General features: G+C 41.7%; 14 protein-coding genes. 4 read left to right on the top strand and 10 right to left on the bottom strand.

Annotation, left to right across the window (positions count from 1 at the left end; genetic code table 11):
* The first annotated feature begins 4 nt into the window (after positions 1–4).
* Entirely contained in the window at positions 5–1891 is a 1887-nt protein-coding gene (locus EO93_RS03700) for a VWA domain-containing protein (RefSeq protein WP_048161162.1), read from the top strand.
* The gene (locus EO93_RS03695) at positions 1888–4470 is read left to right on the top strand and encodes a vWA domain-containing protein (protein WP_048161161.1); all 2583 of its coding nucleotides are present in this window, start codon (positions 1888–1890) and stop codon (positions 4468–4470) included. The genes EO93_RS03700 and EO93_RS03695 overlap by 4 nt, the downstream gene beginning before the upstream one ends.
* An 809-nt stretch (positions 4471–5279) precedes the next feature.
* On the opposite strand, the gene EO93_RS03690 is transcribed toward EO93_RS03695, so the two are convergent.
* The 7 genes from EO93_RS03690 to EO93_RS03655 all read right to left on the bottom strand — a co-directional run bounded on the left by EO93_RS03690 (position 5280) and on the right by EO93_RS03655 (position 14275).
* Positions 5280–5696 (bottom strand): hypothetical protein, encoded by a 417-nt coding sequence (locus EO93_RS03690; protein ID WP_048133796.1) that lies wholly within the window; start codon positions 5694–5696, stop codon positions 5280–5282.
* Positions 5697–6868: 1172 nt separating this feature from the next.
* Positions 6869–7066 carry a CxxC-x17-CxxC domain-containing protein gene (locus EO93_RS03685; protein WP_048133798.1) on the bottom strand — a complete coding sequence of 66 codons (198 nt, stop codon included), beginning with the start codon at positions 7064–7066 and terminating at the stop codon, positions 6869–6871.
* 205 nt (positions 7067–7271) lie between these two features.
* Positions 7272–8480: an AI-2E family transporter gene (locus EO93_RS03680; protein ID WP_048161160.1), complete on the bottom strand. Its 1209-nt coding sequence runs from the start codon at positions 8478–8480 to the stop codon at positions 7272–7274.
* 230 nt (positions 8481–8710) lie between these two features.
* Positions 8711–8896 carry a hypothetical protein gene (locus tag EO93_RS03675; protein WP_048133801.1) on the bottom strand — a complete coding sequence of 62 codons (186 nt, stop codon included), beginning with the start codon at positions 8894–8896 and terminating at the stop codon, positions 8711–8713.
* Between the two features lie 137 nt (positions 8897–9033).
* Positions 9034–9351, bottom strand: coding sequence for a hypothetical protein (locus tag EO93_RS03670; RefSeq protein ID WP_235282928.1), 318 nt, complete (start codon positions 9349–9351; stop codon positions 9034–9036).
* A gap of 68 nt (positions 9352–9419) precedes the next feature.
* Positions 9420–12338, bottom strand: a complete 2919-nt coding sequence (locus EO93_RS03665) for a HEAT repeat domain-containing protein (protein ID WP_048161159.1) — start codon at positions 12336–12338, stop codon at positions 9420–9422.
* A 650-nt stretch (positions 12339–12988) separates the two neighbouring features.
* Positions 12989–14275, bottom strand: a complete 1287-nt coding sequence (locus tag EO93_RS03655; RefSeq protein ID WP_048161158.1) for a serpin family protein — start codon at positions 14273–14275, stop codon at positions 12989–12991.
* 361 nt (positions 14276–14636) lie between these two features.
* Here EO93_RS03655 and EO93_RS03650 point away from each other — a divergent pair, with 361 nt between their 5' ends.
* Positions 14637–15821, top strand: coding sequence for a hypothetical protein (locus EO93_RS03650; RefSeq protein ID WP_235284096.1), 1185 nt, complete (start codon positions 14637–14639; stop codon positions 15819–15821).
* Between the two features lie 4 nt (positions 15822–15825).
* Here the strand turns inward: EO93_RS03650 and EO93_RS03645 are convergent, their stop codons facing one another.
* A complete protein-coding gene (locus EO93_RS03645) occupies positions 15826–16503 on the bottom strand; it encodes a hypothetical protein (protein ID WP_048161157.1) in 678 nt (225 codons plus the stop codon).
* A gap of 792 nt (positions 16504–17295) precedes the next feature.
* Between EO93_RS03645 and EO93_RS03640 the strand changes: the two genes are divergently transcribed.
* Complete coding sequence (locus EO93_RS03640; protein WP_048161156.1) at positions 17296–17622, top strand: phasin family protein; 327 nt, start codon at positions 17296–17298, stop codon at positions 17620–17622.
* Positions 17623–17755: 133 nt separating this feature from the next.
* On the opposite strand, the gene EO93_RS03635 is transcribed toward EO93_RS03640, so the two are convergent.
* Both EO93_RS03635 and EO93_RS03630 read right to left on the bottom strand, forming a co-directional pair.
* Positions 17756–18013, bottom strand: a complete 258-nt coding sequence (locus EO93_RS03635) for a hypothetical protein (RefSeq protein ID WP_048133439.1) — start codon at positions 18011–18013, stop codon at positions 17756–17758.
* 11 nt (positions 18014–18024) lie between these two features.
* The gene (locus EO93_RS03630; RefSeq protein WP_235284095.1) at positions 18025–19122 is read right to left on the bottom strand and encodes a hypothetical protein; all 1098 of its coding nucleotides are present in this window, start codon (positions 19120–19122) and stop codon (positions 18025–18027) included.
* Positions 19123–19634: the final 512 nt, after the last annotated feature.

Raw genomic sequence — 19634 nt, 5'->3', positions numbered from 1 at the left:
GCCTATGGACTTTGAATTTTCCCAGGGCCTGGCTGCACTTGCAGGCATAATTCCCCTTATAATAGTATACCTGCTTAAGCCTCGCCCTAAAAACGTTATTCTTCCCTCCCTTATGTTCGTTCGGAGGATAAGCCAGAATGTGCTTGATTCCAGGCGCACCATCAGTAAAAAAATAACAGACCCTCTTTTCTTCATACAGCTGCTGGCCCTTATTCTTCTCTCGACAGCAATTGCAGGTCCCCTCTTAGAAGAGGTTAAAACAGATTCTGAAAAGGTAGTACTTATAATAGACTCGTCTGCAAGCATGAACGCACCTGATAGGGCTGATGGCGCCAGGACAATAGCAATAGATAGCCTGGGCGAAGAAAATACAATTATCACCGCAGAAAGTATTCCTGTGGTGCTTGCAAAAGCGCTGGACGCAGACGATGCAAAAGGCGTGATTGACAGCTTGGAGATGAGAAACACTCCCGGAGATATCCCCAAAGCGATTTTGACCATTATAAACGAGAAAGAAAACGAGAACGGAAAAATCGTAGTCATATCCGATTTTGAAAACTGGGCCGGAAGGGCGCCTGAAACATACATCCGGATTGCAAACACGAGAAACATGGAGCTTGAGTTCAGGCAGGTAGGCAATAAAACTGCCAATTATGCCATTGTGGATGGCTATTTGAAAGATAGAAACGACGGGACGTATGAATATACCTGCACTGTCAAAAACTTTAACGATATCAGTGCAGATCTTGACATTCAACTGGAGAGTCAGGCTGAATCCTCCTCCGGCACAAAGGTGAGTAGCCCGGTACAGCTTGCAGGGTTCGGAGCGCAGCAAATAAAATTTTCAAACATCCCTCAGGGCACATCAACTGTGGAAATCCTCAATGAAGACGCAATACCCTGCGACAACATTGCTTACATTTCAATTCCTGAAGTCAAACCCAAAAAAATCCTGGCCTTAACAGACCCTGAGGAGGCTGCCGGGAAGTCTCCCCTGATAACGGCGATATCCCTTCTGCCTGACATTCATGTTGATGTGCGGCAGGACCTTCCTGATGATGTTACGGAATACGATACCATAATTGTAAACTCCAAACACAAATCTCTCTCGACCCTCGACGTCCTGGAAATCGTGGCTTATGCAAAAAGCGGAAGAGACCTGATAGTCATAGGAAACGAGTGCCTGTACGATTCATTACAGATGCGCGGACTTTATTCTATCCTGCCGGTAGACATAATTTCAGTAGAAGACGAAGGCAGCCATACCATCGAGACCGTGGGGAGCGGAAAAAATATTTTTGAAGACGTTACGTTCAGCGAGGTATACCTGCGCAGGTTCCTGGTCACTACCCCGAAAGAAGGGGCTTCAGTCCTTGCAGAGGTAAAGGGAACAGGGCCTCTGGTCAGTATGCGGAATATAAAAAACGGGACCGTTACCTATGTAGGATTCAGTGATGCTACCGGAAAAGACGCATGGAACAATTTTGCCACTACCCCGACCTACCCTGTGTTCTGGGTAAAACTGCTCAGGTACATGTGGGGTGTCGGAGACATCAGTGAAACAAACGTGAACACGGGCCGTTACCAGGCATTTGACCAGAATATCCTTATAAAAACTCCGACAGAAACCCTCAGCAGTAGTTTCGTTTATTATGACGAATGCGGACTGTACAGCCTGAACCAGAAGACCGTTGCTGCTAACCTCTACGATGCCATGGAATCGAATACCTTTACGGAAAAAAGACTGAACCTTACAGGTGAAAACGGAGAAATCCGGAAGCTGGAACTCCGTACAAAGTCCCCTGACAAACTCCGAAAGTACCTTATTTACGCCTTACTGCTGCTTATCATAATTGAAAACGCAGTTATGTTCAGGAGGAGGATCATATGACCTTCAATCCTTATAGTTTTGATTTTTTACACAGCAGCGAATTGCTGCTTCTGGTTCCTCTGGCACTCCTTGTGCTTTTAGGGCGCTGGAAAAAGGTCGATAAAAAACATATGTTCTTCCATGCCCTTGTGGTCTTCCTCCTGATCCTGGCTCTTGCTGCCCCCTATTCTGCAGAAATGAGTTCTCCAAAAACCAACCAGACCAGGATAACTATAATTTCCGATGAAAGCACCAGCATGGAACTGCTGCAGAAAGGAGTCTCCGAGGAAATTTCAGAAAAACTCGGGACCAGAGTTCCTGTTACAGTCACAACGGTTTCAGGGATACATACCTCTCTTGGCGATGCTATTATTCAGCAGGCTTCCCCGGAAAACTATGTGCTTGTGGTCTCGGACGGGCAGAGCAATTCAGGAACCCCGGTTGAGGAAGCCCTTTCTTATTGTTACAAAAATAATTTTCCTGTAGCAGCCCTTATCCCCCGGACTGAAAAAGAGGATCTCAGCGTGGAGATAGAAGGAGATAATGAGGCTGTAATCGATAATGAAGCGTTTTATAAAGTTAATATTCGAAAGGCAACTGACGAAAAAATGAGTTACCAGATAAGGATTACTGTCGACCATCAAAAAGTAATGGAGAGGGAAATCACCCAGACAGGGAGAATAGAAAGTATAGAGTTCAACCACACTTTTGAGACGCTTGGGCCTCATACTGTAAAGGCAACTTTGCACCCGGCAAGCATAAGTGTTAAAAACCTGGATTATTTTGAGAACAATAACCAGTATATGAAAAGTGTATATGTAACCCCCAAGCCCAAGGTCTTACTTGTTACGAATGAGCCCGACTCTCCTCTTGCAAACACGATGAAGGAGATCTACGACGTAAGAGTAGCCGGATCATTCAGCTCTCTTAACGGCACGGACGCCGTTATAATTGACAACCAGGCTGCATCAACTATCTCGGACGCAGAAGCCAGAGCCCTCAGGAATTATGTAACTAACGGAGGCGGCATGGTAGTGGTTGGAGGGGTCTCTTCTTTTGATTGCCCTGCAGAAAAAACATATCAGAACACCGGGTTTGAGGAACTCCTTCCTGTCACCTCAGAGCCTTCGAACTGGAGGGGAGGCAGAAACATTGTTCTGATGCTTGATGTTTCGCCCAGTACCCTGCAGAAAAACGGTGTTGGGGGAAGGGTGCTTGACGATATTCTCTCAAATGCCATAGTCCTTCTCGAAAGCGACCTCCTTAAAGATGCAAGAGTCGACGTGATCACCTTCGGAAGCGTGGGGCAGGACATTACAGACGGGTTTATAGATATGTCAAAAGAGTCAAACAGGCTCTGGCTTGATGCTGAAATCCGTAAAATAACGCCGTCAACAGCGCAGGTCACGTCCCTTGAGCGGGGACTTTTAACTGCAAATAATCTACTTAAAGCACAGAACAATAGTGCCGACGCTGAAATTATAATCGTGTCTGACGGCGGAATAGGTAACGTAGCTGAAGGGGATTTAAGGTTTGAGAGAGCAATCCAGTGTGCGGAAAACCTTCACGAAAGCAGTGGCATTAACATCCATTTTGTCCATATATACACTCCGAAAATTGACGAGCTCAAGGTTACCTCTAAAGGTCAGTATTATGCCGAGCTTTTCATGAATAAAATAGGTCTGTCCAAAAACTACCACAGGATAGAGCCTGGAAAGAGGGTAAAAATAAGCTTCTCCGATAATCCCGAAGAGTCCGAAGACAGGGATGACGAATATTCAAGCGGATCAATCATAGTTTATGATCCGAAGCATTTCATTACCCGGAACATTTCCGACATAAACCAGGATATTTTTGGGTACAATGAGGTTACCCCGAAACCTGAAGCAAACCGCCTGGTTATAACAAGGCTTGGCAAACCGATAATAACAGTCTGGAGGCTGGGGCTTGGGCGTGTTGCTGCGATTACAACCGACAATGGGAACGGAAACGGAATTCCCTGGGCGAAGTCTCTGTACTCGGGAAATGACAGCCTGATAATTACAAGGACCCTGAACTGGGCAGTTGCAGATCCCGAAATGTCCGAAGAGATCCAGCTAAAGATACCTGACCTTAAAATGAACCAGCCAGGCAGAATCCTGATAACAACTGGAAAAGAAGGTGCTCCTGAGCTTTATTTTGACAAAAAGCCAATGGAAATCACCTCCATCGGGAACAACATGTACGAATCATACGTTACAGCCGACACCTTCGGGCTCCATAAAATTTCCGAAACCCCTGTTGATGCAAACCTGACCGAGGAATTAATGTCTGAAGCTTCGGGGACTAAAAACGTATCCTGGAGACCTGCTGCCGTAAACCGCCCGGACGAATATACATATGTCGGCGAAAATACTCTTTTCAGGACAGCTATACTTGAAAACGGAGGGAAAATCTACACTAAAGGAGACGTCTACTCAAGTATATTGGAGGACGCTTCAACCGGCACAAAGAAAAAAATCCTGACAAAAGTCTTTTATACGAAATATTTCCTTGCCCTCGCTTTCCTGATATACCTGCTGTATACCCTGCACCACACATATAATACACGGATGAAATGATACACGGATGAAATGACGGTATCCGGAATAGGTTAATTGATATATATAACCCGAAGACAGCCTGCAAATCCAGGAAGTATGATACACCATGGAAGTATGAGATGCCTATGAATACAGCCAAAGAATACAATAAGCTCAGAGATGTGATTTATCCAAAGTAAGAGACCCTGTGTATGTAGAGGCATCAGGTCAGATATGTAACCTCATTAGTTCAATGATATATTATTAAACTAATTAACTAAAATGAATCTGATGAGCTACATAATATATCGATAATGTAACATTTCATGTTAAAAATATTATATATGAGAACTGCATAGTATAATTTGCGTTCTCATCTAACAACCCCACTAGCAAACAAACACCTACTCCACAATAAAGAGACGAAATAAACCTCTCAACCCACAAATCAAATACCTCAAAACTCTTCCCAAACAAATAAATATCTTAGTACCCTTAGGAACTTTCAGATATTTTCAGGTGGGGACGCAATCTTTTCTTCAAAAAAGAAACTGATTTTTAAGATTTTTTCCTATTCCTTTTCAGCAAGGAATTCAATGAGTTCAATTAGTACAATGAGTCCGGTGAATTCTATTTAATAAAACTCAATGCACACTCCTGTTTCTGTTTTACCTGTTTCTCGAGTGCATAATTTTTGTTTTATTCAGGGAGCCTGAACAGCTGTTTTTAGAAATCCGTCTAATCTTATCCAGTTGAACCCTGTTGAAGGTGATAAAAGATTTTGAATATGACTTTTTTGAATATAATTGATTGAATTCTACCCGTTTTATAGACAAAAGTTGTGGCGGTTAGTGAGAAGTAGCATTGAATGGGGCGGATAAAGTTATCAGGTTGAAAGAGGGAAAAGTAGAACAGCAAAGAAAAGCGAAACCTGGCTGCAGTATTTCCGTATTGCAGTCATAATAGATCAAAAGAAGATAAGAGGGGCAGATCCAGAGGGTTCCAGCACCCGGGTTCCAGGGAATAATATACTCTCTGTTGTTATAATAACCCAGGCACTCCTTTTCAGAATCATATTTTTTAACAGAATCGTCTGATGTTTGTATCTTGTTATCATCTCCGTAATTTTCAAGGCCCAATAGAAGAGGGTCTTCTGTGAGATAAGGTCCTGCAGGATACGTCAGTACACCTTCCTTTATTATGGTACCTGCTGGCCTGGCATCAGCTGCATTTGCTGTGATCAGTACCCCAATAATCAGAATCAAAATGAAATTAAATTTTTTTATGCCTCTTCCTCCTCAGGTTTCGGAACGATATTAAAAATAAAAGAATCATTTGACATCAATATATTAAAGAAGAATTGGACCAAGTACTATATAGTGTTTTTTAAAAAATCAAATAAATATATTTCTACTGATGCCCCGATTGAGTGGGAGGCCGCACACGGTTTGTCTACCGATATAATATTATATCTGTGATGAAAAGTTATGTCAATAAACTATCAGATATAATGGTTAACTAATATTATTTGTTGAAAATATTATATACAGTGAGTGCCTAGTATAGTTTGCGTTCTCATCTCTCTACGCCAAATTAGCAAACACCTATTCCAAACATACTTCAACATCCACTCCGAAAAACTACCCCATAAATAAAGAGATAATACCAAAACTCACAGCCTATGAGTCAAGTACCTCAAACCTCTTCCCAAAACAAAAGCATCTCTTATAAGTATTCGGAACTTCCAGAATTCAGGTGGGAACGCAATCTTTTCTTCAAATAATAATATGATTATTCCGGACTTTGTGATAATACCCTCCAGCTTTGTATAGATATTATGAGGGATAAAGAAGCGTATCAGTGTGACTAAACCTGCTTTTGAGACAATGCTTTTTGAGACACTGCTTTTTTGAGACAATGTTTTTTTGAGACACTGCTTTTTTGAGACAATGTTTTTTTGAGACACTGCTTAATATATAAAAAAATGGGGCATGATTTAAGTATAGTATACTTATTCAGGACCAACTATAAATTTTTAGACTTTGTGACAAAGAGCTTTATTTAAACACCTGTTTGAAAATTTAAAAACAGTGTCCCTAAAAAGTTTGACGTTAACATATCTACTGGAAGCCTTCATCCGCCTTCAAAAACTCGTCGTACATTAATTGCCTGGCAAACTTTTCGTACGAACTCTAAAGCGATAATGGATAACCTTTGAAGGCTCAGGCCATTCCTACACAAGACCTCTTGCCCCAAATTTCACTGGCGTTCATCAAACACAATAAAGTAGAAGTCTACCGGACAAAACGATTATTAATGCCCATAATCCCAAAGCGCAATTCGAGTGAATCGCAATTCGGGTGCGACACATATACAAAAAAAGGAAAGTAATAAATTGTAAATGAAGTGTTATGTAACTCAGTTACACGGATAACACTTAATAGCGGTTCTCTCTGGGAGCCCTGTGGTTAGGAAGGCAATCCCTGCAGTAGACCGGTCTTTCTGGGTCAGGTTTGAAAGGCACTTCAGTTTCAACGCCGCAATCAGAACAAACTGCAGTGTGCATTTCCCTGGGACCGCTGTTTCCGCGGAAACCTCCGGAATTTCCTCTGAAATTTCTGTCATTAAAAGCCATTTTCGTTTCACCTCCGCTTATAGCGGATAGTCAATAGTTTAAAAATAAGATTGTATAGAGCTCTTTGATTAAAAACAAAAATGAGTTTTTAATAACAGATTATACGTATCTTTATTTTTAACGTACCTACGAGACAGATATATTATATAAATATATCTGTAAAGCATGTAACTATATGAAAATTTATATATTTCATAAGTTAGATTCATACCGTTTTTTCTCTATCATTCCAGGGGTTAATTTCCGGACTGAAAATGTGATCACTGGAAATCTCAACTGATTTTTCAACTGATTTTTCAACCGGGAATTCAACTGCTTTTTTTATCGTTCTTTCAACCGAATTTTCAATTGAGCTTGCAGTTGAACTTCCTGTCTGGACAGGGGTAATTCCAAGTATTTTCTTTGTTCTGAAGGCTGCAAGCAAAAACCCGTATGTGAGTGGACCTATAATGATTCCGATCGGGCCAAGAACGAAGACCGGCGCTGCAAAGGCTATAAGAGTAATTGCCGGATGGATTGCAGCCCGGTTTCTGGCAAGCCTTGGTCTTATTAAGAAATCAGGGATAAGGCTCAGGAAGACGATTCCCAGGAAAACCAGGGCTCCTGCTGTAAAAAAGTCCTGTATGAGGACATAGTAAAGGGCAAGGAGGCCGTAGACCGTGCCTGCTCCGACAACTGGCAGGAGAGCCATTATGAAGGTTATAATTCCCCAGATAAGAGGATAAGGGACTCCAAGTACCCAGTAAAGGATTCCCCCGATTACACCGGTCACGAGACAGGTCAGGAAGTAGACTATGAAGAGGCTCTGGTAAATGTAATTGAGCTCCCCGAGGAATACAACTCCCACTTTCCTGTCCGGAAAGAGATTCGGGAGTTCGGCTGCGATAGTTTCGCTTTCTACGAGAAGGTAATAGGTCAGGACAACAATTACTATCAGCTCTACAATCAGGATCGAAAGGCTGGTTGAGATCTGGAATATATTATTCTGGATTTCGGGGACATAATCCATGACCAGGGAGTTAAAGTATGCACCGATGCTTTCAGTCAGTTTTCCGGGATGAGTCTGGATAAAAGGCTCAAAAAGCCCGACTATCCTCCTGAGATCCATATTTGCAAACCCGTTAAGGGTATTTGGAATTTCTAAAATTTTTGAAATCTCATTCATTAAAGCCTTCACTATCATAACACTGGAGGATATTGTAAGAAGAAAGATTGCGCCAAGCGGGATCAGGGCGCAAGTCTGCTTGCGCTTTATGAATCTGAGGCAAAAAAAGTACACAGGATGAATAACGTAAGCAAAAAGAGCACTGAGAACAATAACATAAAAAAAAGCTGATGTTATATATAAGGCATATAAAGAAACCAGTGTGATTATAACTGCATAGATAGCCTTAACAGGGTCATAATTTTTCATATAATTAAATACTGGGAAAGTAGATAAATAACTTACTATCAATATAAATAAACTTCTCTCTTTGAAAGCATTAAATTTGTTTTCTTGAAAGCATTAAAGTATTAATGTTTGAGAGGATCAAATATGTTTGAGAGGATCAAATTCGTTTAATAAATTAGTAGGAAAAAAGTATTATTAAAATAAAAAATAAAAAAATAAAAAATATTTAAAGAGTGTTTGAGAATATTTGGTTACAGAGATATGGTTTCTGCCTTCTTCCGTTTGAAAATTGCAGTTACTGTTCCTTCATCATCAATATCTTCCTTAATTAGAATCAGTTCCCAGCCCTCATTTCCCATTTTTTCAAGGTCGCTCATCAGTTGTGGCATATGCACACCATGAATCCTGCGAGAATCATACTCCCATAGATGTATCATTCAATACCCCTCCTAACGATTAAGAGAAACTTTGTGATGTAAATTATTGCAATAAAACTATAAATAACCCGAACAAAAGAAAAAAAATAATTGGGTTTCTGTATCAAATACAGATATGTCTGAGCCCCTTTTTCATATCAATATTTTTCACATTTATTTTTAGCTATTTTTCCCGAATCAGATAGTCTCGGAACTGAAGACCTGAAAAGTATTCCATCCTCGTATTTTATCCTGCGGATTCTCTCACACGCCATGAAATCTAAAACCAGTTCAATATCTTCAGGGTATCCGGTATTGGGATATAATGGAGTCAGAGGCTGGGAGTTTTGCCCTGAGACATAGAACATATTTTCCCCGAAATAAGCGATGTAGTCCAGCTGATACTTTTCAAATACGAGGCGAATGAATTTTTTTGATAGAGGAGACTTTGCAAATTCAAAGTCCTCGTCTGTCATTTCAATACCTGCTTCGTACATAATAACGAGATTGGCAAGATTGGATATAAATTACAGGTAAAGGGCCCTTATTTGCCTGAACCTTTTGGCATCCTGACTCCGGGGATCAGGCCTATGAATCTGCCAACGCGCCTGTAGCGTTCCAGCATGTCCTGTTCCTGCCTGATATCTTCAAGTTTTTCAAAAATGTACAGGTTTTCAGGAACATTGGGGATCTGGGCTCTGAGAAAATTGAGCAGAGAATCAAGTTGTCTGTCCAGTTCTTTTTTGTCTTTTTCAAGGTCCTGAAAAATCCACTCCCTGACCTTCTGGCTTACAGTGCACACGATTTTTTCCGTGGGAGTACCCTTTGCCTTCAGGCAGGCTGTCCTTGCTCTGTACCGGATTCCGGAAAGTGTCTCTTTTAACTTCTGTTCCAGAACTACCTTTCCAATCCTGGGATACTCTTTTTTCACAGTTTTCTGTGCAAGAATAACGTCTTCTTCCATGGCCTCCAGAAGGCCTGAAACCCTATCAAAAGCTGCAACACAGGTCTCAAGCAGTTTTTTCTGAGCAGGCAGATCTCCGGGAGTCAGAGTTCCTGCTGCTCTAAGAAGCCCTGTGAACTCTCCCAGAATTTCCAGAAGCCTTTGATTTTCTTCCAGATCCCTGATCTCATGGGCTAGCTTTGAGAGGTATCTCTCACTTCCGAGCCTTGCAGCCCTCTCCGGACTGTCGCTGAAAAGTATTTGCAGGAAAGTCTCGTAAAATGGAGAGTAGAACTCAGGGATGGCGGTGTCAACAGAAGTTCCAAATGCTTCTTTAAAGTATTTGACAGCTTCCTTAAGTCCGAAAAGATAAGTGGCCTCATTTTCCGCCCTGAGTGCCCTCCAGAGAGAAGCTCTTCCAAGGGAGCGGAGTGAGTACCTGCGGACATAGATATAAGGGTTATCGATCAGAACCTGCAGGTCTCTCCATGCCCGTGTTTTATCAGGCACATAGAAAAAGGCAGGGCCAAGAGCTCGTGTTGCAGCCCGCTGCACAAAACTGTCGCTATGAGTTGAAAGCCTGATAAGGTCACTCCAGGCTTTTCCTTTATCCTGAATATCTGTATATCCGGATGCAAGAGCAAGTACCGCCCCTTTCCTGACTTCCCTATCCTCAACGGATGTAAGCCTCAACAGATCGTTCCACGCCCTCTGTTTATTATCGGAATATGTAAATGCAACGGCAAGAAGCTCTGCCGCTCTTTTCCGGAGCTGGGCATCCTGGCTTTCAGTGAGTTTGACAAGGTCATAAAAAACTCCGGATTTTTCCTCAACCGCTGGGAATACGTGGGAAAGCAGTCCTGCAGTGCCCTTTCTGACTCCTGTGTCTCCATCCCCTGACATTTTAAGAAGTTCACTCCAGATATCCTGCGTCTTGCCTTCCTTTCGAGAATAAATAGTGAGTAGAGACTCGATTGCACCTCTCCGCATCTGCGGGTCCGGGTCCTGTATCAGGCTTAGCAGCTCTCCTATGACTTCTTTCTTATCCGGCAGGTGAGGGTATGCCCTGGCAAAGGACTCAGCTGCGTCTTTTCGTACATCGCTGTCCCTGTCACCAGTCAGCTTCAGGAGGTCAAAAGCAGGTTTTCTATTTTCTGTTTCTGATGCCAGCTCGTAAAAACCTGCAGGTTTACTTTTCTCTTCTCCCTCCCACTTTCCTGCCATTTTTACCCAGTTTTCTCTCTTTTCCCTCCATTCTTCTTTCTCTTTATTTTTTCCTGTTTCCGTTTCCACTTCATTTATCTCATACCCATTACAGAATTGAGGGCAGACAGAAGCAAGAGTATTTACGACTCTCCTGAGCACATAACTATCCTTCTTTTCAGCCAGATGCACAAGGTCCGAATATGCCTGATTTTTGTCGGACACGTGTGGAAAAACCTTACTGAGAGTATCAGCTGCGGTTCTCCGGACATATTCGTCCTCATCCCCTGTAAGTTCAATAAGTTTCTTCCAGACGAGATCTTTGTCGTCCAGGCCCGGGAATACAGCTGAAAGCGCATCTGCAGCAGTATCCCTTACGTACCCGTCCCTTGCCCTGGTGAGCCTCAGGAAATCAGCCCATACCCTGGTTCTGTCGGGCATATAAGGAAATATAGCCACAAGGGTATCTACTGCCTGCTTTCTTACATGACCGCTCTCATCTTCGGTCAGCTTGAAAATGTCACCCCATGAACGCATTTTATCCGGTACAGAAGAAAAGAAAGAAGGCAGAGAAAGCAAAATTTCCTTTTGAACTGGCTGGTCCGCGGATTTTCCTGCCAGTTCCAGCATCTCTTCCCAGGCCTCATCTTTCTTTTCATCAGGCAAAGATGGAAAAACCTCCCCAATAGACCTTGCAGCCAATTCCCTAACCTTTGAATCTCCGGATTTGCCTGCCAGTTTCAGTAATTCTTCCCAGGCGTCATTTTTCCTTCCACCCGGCATTTCATGAAAAACAATGTTTAAAAAAGAAGCCGCTTTTTCCCGCACATAAGAGTCATCTGAAAAAGTCATCTCAAGCAGGTCTTCCCAGGCCTGCCCCTTATTCGGGATCTCACGGACCACGTCAGGAAGCAGGCGGACAATTCCCCTGCTAACGTCTTCCATACTTGATTTTGAATTTACCAGCTCAGCCAGATCTTTCCATGCCCGGTCTTTATCAGGCATAAGTGGAAAAACAGCAATCAGAGCATTTACTGCCCTTCTCATTACCATCTCTGACGGATAAGCCGTAAGGTTTACAAACCTCTCCCAGACAAGCTCCCTGTCCGGTACATTAGGAAAAACCGTCTGAAGGGAATTGACAGCCTCTTCCCTTACCTCATTGTCTCTGTCAGAGCAAAGCCTTAAAAGGTCTTCGAATGCCTGCTTCCGCTCTGGAAAAACCTCAAAAAGGGCTCCAAGCTTTCTTGCAGCCTTTATCCTCTCATCCGAAACCTGACTGAAAGTCTTATCATGTATACCTGGCTGGTCACTCAAAAATTTCCACCAACTGCTGCTCTAATCCCTTCCGATTTGCTATATTTGAGTTTAGCAGGTTTGTTTCTTATAAAGACACCGGACTATATATGATATTTTAACATTTATGTCTAATAAATATATCCTCGTGAGGTATGTATATATAGTGTGAGCTATATATATAAATGGCAATCAAAGAGTATAACTTTTCTAATATTTCCGGATTTTTGATTGATTGCAGTACAGCATATTGAAAAATGAAGGCATGATATAAGGAGTATTTTATGGAGTTTACGGATTCAGCGATAACTTTTAGGCAAAAAAATATAGTAATAAAGTCTCTTCGGTATATGGAAAGACATAAAAAAATTAGTCAGTATTGCGATGAATACAAAAAAAGCTGGCCTGAATTATCCTTTGATGAGGCAAGTAACTTAATCAGGATACTCGATAAGATGTCCTGGCAGTAACTATTTTTAGCTTCTATTCTTAGCTTCTTTCAGCTCTTTCTTATTTAGTTTCAAGTTTGTTTTTGCTCCATACTGTTGCTTAAGATAATTTGAGACAGGTGATATGCCGATTGGCTCAGGGGTACGAGTCCAATACCTCGGGAGTTTGGGGCGCGGTCACAAGCAAATAAAACCCCAGACGTTTCCTTTTTCGCTGCCACTTTAAAACTCTTTAGTTTCCTCATACTCAGGGTATTCAACTTTTCCCATGAAAAGGATGCAACCTGTCCGTTTATCCTCTATGAAGAACATGAACGGATGGTCGGCTTTGAATTCTCTTGGTTTGGAATCCCAGGAGATGCTCACGCCCATATCCATTTCCTCCATTGTTGCTGCGGCAGCTTCCGTGCCTTCTTCCTGCACATCTATAAATGCTTGATGAATTACTCTGGATATTGATAATGGACTGTTACTTATTCCTGAAAAGTTCGCCTGCCCAAAGGCATCCACAACGCCCATTTCGATTAGGGATTCGGAAAGCTCTGTTTTAGTCTCAAACTTAAATTTTGGAATCGTAGTCTCCACTTCCTCCACGAATTCCATGTCATTTTTAAGTTTAATGTAATCGTTCAGTGTGAATTCCGTTTCAAACTTTTCAATATTGTTGCCTTTCGGAAGCACGATGTACATGGATAAATCATTACCTTTATAAGGCAATTCTATAATTTTCGCCTTTGAGTTTTCGCCATATTTAAAATTATTACACATGTACATCATGTCCACAGAGACTTCTTTCCCTCCTGTCGGATAAAACGGTTTTTTGTCCGTCAGTTCCTTATCAAATTCATACACCCATTTTCCATTGAAATAAATAGCATTCGTGATAATTACCCGTGTATTAGCCGTTATTGAATCTTCAGGAACCAGGTCTTTTATTTTGTCCTTGGTCCTGGCTTCGACCCATTCATTGATGGTATCTCTGGAATCATCCGGTTTTCTTACAAAATCGAGATTTGTCACTTCTCCGTCATAGTATTTTTTCACGTTGAAAATATACGCATCTTTTACGGGATATCTTTCCTGCACCCAGAGCGCATTTGCAGTTTGAAGCTCGTAATCGCCGGCATCGGAATTTATCTTGTCGTTTATTCTCTCCAAACGAACTTTCAAAACTGTTTTATTGGCGGGGAAATAAAATGCGTTTGAGATTTGCTCCTTCGTAGTGTTTTCAGCTCCCTCATAACAGATCGCCATGGCAGCCGATATGCTGTACGGCGAAAAGAAGACGTTCTTTTTATCTCCGGCTTCCAGCTGTGCCAGTTGCGAGTACATGTCAAAAGCAAAAGCATTGTTTGCGGCAGCGATGTCATAATCTTTAACTGAGTCCGCATTAATCGTATTTTCCTTAACTGCATCTATATTTTCTTCAACTACAGTTGTATCTTCAACACAGCCTGTGCACAGCAACATTAGGGTAAATAACAGAAAAATAATTTTCATTCTGGCCATCTATTATAATATTTGGGAACAGTGTACTAAAATTTATTTATATATTAGCTGGGTAATTCCTGTTCTCCCTGAATAAAGTACGATGTATATTCCAAAAATATATGCAGCCTTTTTTTCAACCTTTTTGATTGCTTTCTGAGCACCTGGATTTTCAACAACCGCTTAATGTACCGGCAAGTACACGGGCAATTTGTGCTTGTGGTTAATCATTATGATTTTATAGACAGATCACACTGAGCTTTCTAAAGCTTCCAACGAAGTATTTATCTGTTATTATATTTATTCCAGTACATACATTACATTTACTGATATCACTTTATTCTGGAACTAATCTAACAGAGAAGAATATAACATTTCGTAAATGAAGGATGAAACAATGCGGCAACAGGATGCAATAATGAGGCAACTGGCACAGAAAGTAACAGATTTTATCGAACCAGTAGTTCCATATATGGTCATTGGCTCTAAAAGAGCGGCTGAAGAAGCTGGCAATAAGGTGGGGCCTGCTGTTTGGGAGCTTAAGAAAAAACTGTGGGAAAAACTGTTTTCGAGAGACAGGCCGGAGTTGAAGGAAGCCGCAGGAGATCTGGTTATTGCACCCGCCGACCCGGAGGTAAAGCAGGTTTTAATCCGGGCAATTATAAACTCGTTTGAAAAGGACCCTGATTTAGCTAAAGAAATTTCCTCCTTTATGGAAGATGGGATTATACAGGGAATGCTTCTCGAACAGAGGATGAAGGCTGAAGATGGTTCGGTCAAGCTTATAACACAAAATTCAAGTGAGAAAACCAGAGTGCTTGAAGAATTTAATAAGCTGCTTGAAGAATTCACCGCAAAAAACAATACTGTCAGTATTGCTCATGATTTAGAGCAGTTAGAAGCCGGGCAGGGAAAAGAAGAAACTATGGAAAAAGCCCTTGACTTTGCCTCTAAGATTCAATATGGAGATTTAAGGTCCCAGGCCCTTTCCCTGATTGTTCCGTATCTGAAGGGGCCAGACAAGGTAAAACTCATTGAAAAAACCCTTTACTCTACTTCCAATATTCAGGATGAAGACGAAAGAGCCAGGGTCCTTTCTTCACTTGTCCCTCACCTGAAGAGGCAGGGAAAAGAAGAAATTATTGAAGATATCCTTGACTTCTCTCCCCACATTCAATATGGGGATGCAAAATTCCAGATCCTTTCCTTGCTTATTCCGCACCTTGAAGGCTCCGGAAATGAGGAACTTATGGAAAAAGCCCTTGAAATGGCAGCCGGGATTCAATCCGAATTTCTGAGAGTACAGGCTCTTTCTTTGCTGATCCCACACCTGAAAGGGCAAAGAAAAGAGGAAATCATAGAAGAAGCCCTTGAGTTGGCTTCCAATCTCAAAGATAAAGACATGAGGCCCCAGGCGCTTTCATTTATTATTCTGCATCTGGATGAAACAAGGAAAAAAGAACTTTTTGAAAAAGCCCTTGAGATGGCAACCAGGATTAAATCCGAGTCTCGGAGGGCTCAGGCGCTTTTTTCGCTTGTTCCGTATATTGGTGGGTCAGAAAAATAAGACGTTATGTGTCCTCTGCGCCCGCGTCTTTGATGTGCAGATTCAAAGCCAGGATGTAGAGGCTGACGACCAGTACCCAGGCCGGAAAGATCAGCGTCACCCATAAATTGAGGCCGATGCTCACCAGCAAGACGAGTGCCAGCGAATAGGTTAAAAAGGACAGCCAGCGCGGCATGATACGGGTGCGCACCGAGATGGTGCCCAACGAGATCATGAATACGCCTGCCATGCGAATGGCATAGACATTGGTGATGTTAAATATCACCTCCCGACTAAAGGTGTATATGCCGCTGGTAATCAGCAAGTCTGGTTCGAGGGTATAGCTGGTCAGGAGCCCGCCGGCCAACGCCGCCGAGACAAAGGTCATGGCCAGGTACAGCAGACCGCTGCCAAAGAACACGCTCGAAAAGAAACGGTCTTCCAACTGTCCCATGCGGTCGCGCACCACACCGATGAACCACAGGAAGGCGATCCCGGAGATGGGCACCAGACTCAGGCCCAGGGCTACGGTCTTTGCCCGCTCCTCCAGCCAGAAGTCGCCGTTGGCCGGATCGGGTGGGATAGAGAGCCGGATGAGCACATTGGCGGTGATGTTCAGCACGGCAAAGAGGATACCGGCAACGGCCGCAGCACGTGGCGTCTTGAGCCGCAGGTCATTCAAGGGACGTACTTCTTCGTTCATGATCTGTCTCCCAAAAGCTGGTAGTGTCTCATCAACGGTGATTTGATAGGTAGAGGCAGGTCTTGTGCCTACCCAAATTGGGCAACTACAAGGGTTCGTCCCTACATTTATCCCTCAAATTAATCTTGACACGCCAGTAGTAGGCTGTGTCACTGCGCTGGAACCTCTTCAACTTCACCGAGTGTGAAGGACACAATTTCCCATGATATTATTCCCCATTCGTTTAGAGGTCTGAACATGTGGTCCAGACATCAACATTTATATAACTTTTTTAATAAAAAGGATATTATAATATATATATTGAATACTTGTTTACCTTCTGTGAATGTTGTTTTTGCTTTGAATGTCGTGTCTTCTTTTGAGCACAAATTAAATTTTTGAATAGTTTTGGTGGGAACTAAACCTCTACAAAAAGATACAATTCGGCAGTCGTTAGCTTCCAGCCTTAAAGACAAAGACATGAGGCCACAGGCAATTTCATTTATTGTTCCTCATCTTGATGGGGCTATGGATCTGCCAAATTTATTGAATGATGTTGATTTGTTACCAGAATGATGTTTAAGGCTGCTTCTGAGAACTAAACAACCTTGGATTGTTTTAGTTTTTCGGGTACCGGGCTCTCACCGGCCTCAAATCAAAACCGACAGCTTTTCCCTTTTTACATAAGGGCACTCTTTTTACAATAGTATCTTTAACACATCATCACCTTTAATATATTATCAGTTTTTAATACATCATACATCATTTCAAATTAATTATTTTCAGATTAATAATCCAGGGTGAGTGTTATACATGAAAGAATCTGTTAGAAAACTTGGCCTCATAGGGGCTGGCCTGTGGGCAATGACCGAAGAAAAAGTAAATGAGCTTGTAAAAGACCTGGTCGACACAGGAGATATCAGCAAGGAAGAAGGCAAAAAAGTTGTTCAGGACCTGGTTGAAGAAAGCAGGAAACAGAGGGTTGACCTCGAAAAGAAAATATCTGAAAAGATTCAGGATGCTACCTCAAAGGCAGATTTCTTTACCAAAAAAGATATGCGTGAGCTAGAATCAAGGTTAGAGATTCTGGAGGACGAAGTCCAGAAAATGAAAAATAAAGAAAAGATGTTCTTCAAATGAGATCATCTTTTTCTGGTTAATATTGGCTGTATTTTTTCCTGCTTTATCTTGCTGGTTCTGTTTTGCAGGAGGAATTATTCTTACAGCTCTTTTATATTCTTACAGCTCTTTTATTCTTACAGCTTTTTTATTCTTACAGATCTTCAATATCTATTTCGTCCTCAAGGCTTGAATTTTCGAGCAGATTCTCAAGTTCTGTAATGTTTTCTTCAAATTCCTGAATTTCTGCTTCGGTAAGTTCCTGTTCAGCTGAAGTATTTTCTTCTGCTCCGGGAATATTTGGGGCTATACCTGCTTCTTCCGCTTTAGATGTATCGTTTCCGATGCAACCGGACCCTGCAAGCCAGAAAATTAAAATTGAAAGCATAAGCACATGTATGAATTTTACCATTTTTTGCCCCCTTAATTCTCCAGTCCGTCCTCAGAGGAATTTTCGGATTCGTTCCCTGAGCTACCATTGGTTTCTCCAGAGGTCTCTGTATCAGTAAATTCAGTTCCCACGGTATTTCGGGTTCTGATTCTGTTTTTCTCTTCACTTCTATGCGGCTCCAGCTCACCGAAGATTTCTTTCAGGATCTGGTTTGCCTCTTTTATCTCCTTGAGAGCACTTTGCTGATAATTGTCTGCTTTTTGCAGTTCTTCCTGAGTGGCGTTTTCTTTATTGTAGATCTTTTTTGCTGCCTCATTATTTTCCCTGGCTGAGTCCATCAGGGCATTGTAATTGGCAAGCTTTGCCTCAAGTTCAGTTGTATTAACACCGGTTTTGTTCAGGCTTTCGATTTCATTTTCAAGTTTTAGAGAAACTGCTTCGGATTTGTTTACAAATTTATCCAGACTCTCGCAGGCAGTCTGCCCGGTTTCCACTGCGGTCCGATTTTTAACATTGTTCCAGACGCCGCGTACCGATTCGGTTGCATTTGCAAAGTCTTCAAGGTCTTCGGCTTTTCCAATATCCTTCTTTTCGTCTTCCAGCTGGCTTATCCTGTCTTCAATAGCATCAATTCTGGCTTCTGTGTCGTCACCGTTTGACTGCTTACGGTTATACTGCACTTTTTCAAGATGAGCTATCATATAATCTATACTCGAGTTCAGATATTCCCTTGTGATTTCCAGTTCTTCATCACCGTAATTTCCTGACCTGAGCTGTTTTCGGATCTCAAGGAAATTTTTCTTTGAGTTTTGATAGTTATTTTTATGGACCTTGAGCTGTTCTTTTAACTGCGTCCTTTCCTGAGCTTCTTCTCGCAGCGGTTCTCTTTCCAGAGTTCCATACTCGGTTTGATTTCTGGCCGGAATTTTTTCCTTGATCAATTCCTGTTTCTGGAGAGTTTCAAGCGTCTTTTCATTCTTAGCATCATTACTTACCCCTGCTCTATTCTTAGCATCATTACTTGCCCCAGCTCCATTCCCGGCAAGAGCCGCTGTCGATAGGATACTAAATACAATAAGTACGACAGTTAGACAAGATGCATAGCGTATTACTTTCCCAAATTTGCCCATATGACTTCCTCCATTTAAATTATTCAATTGTTACCTTATTTGGAGGGGGGAATATATAAGTATACTTTTCGTAAAAGAGATCATTAATTGGCAATTGTATAATCTAAAGCTTTATGAGTTTTATATTTGCTAAATAATGCTTTAAAATCCTTTATATATTCTTAATTATAAACAATTAACGTAAAGCTTTTATATTAAATTCAACTTTTCTCATTGACTATAAGTAAAAAATTTAATTAAGTTTTTCTGTTTTGTCTTTTTTTCTTTCGTTTGGGAAATAAATTTACGGCATCATGCACTAAATCGAATATTCATGCAGTATAAGTTCGTCCCTCACATTTATCATATAAATTATAAAGTTGTCAGGCCGGTTATGTCAGATAAGCCTGAAAAATTAAAGGAAGATGATCGTGAGCTAAGCAAAAGGATCGAGCAAAAGATGAGTGAAACCGGATGAAACTTACAAAGAAAAACTGAATGAAAAAACTGAATGAAAGAAACTGAATGAAAGA

The sequence above is a fragment of the Methanosarcina sp. 1.H.A.2.2 genome, from assembly GCF_000979975.1.
Taxonomy (GTDB): Archaea; Halobacteriota; Methanosarcinia; order Methanosarcinales; family Methanosarcinaceae; genus Methanosarcina.
The sequence above is the reverse complement of the archived record's forward strand: the minus strand, read 5'-3'. Positions and strand labels throughout refer to the sequence as shown.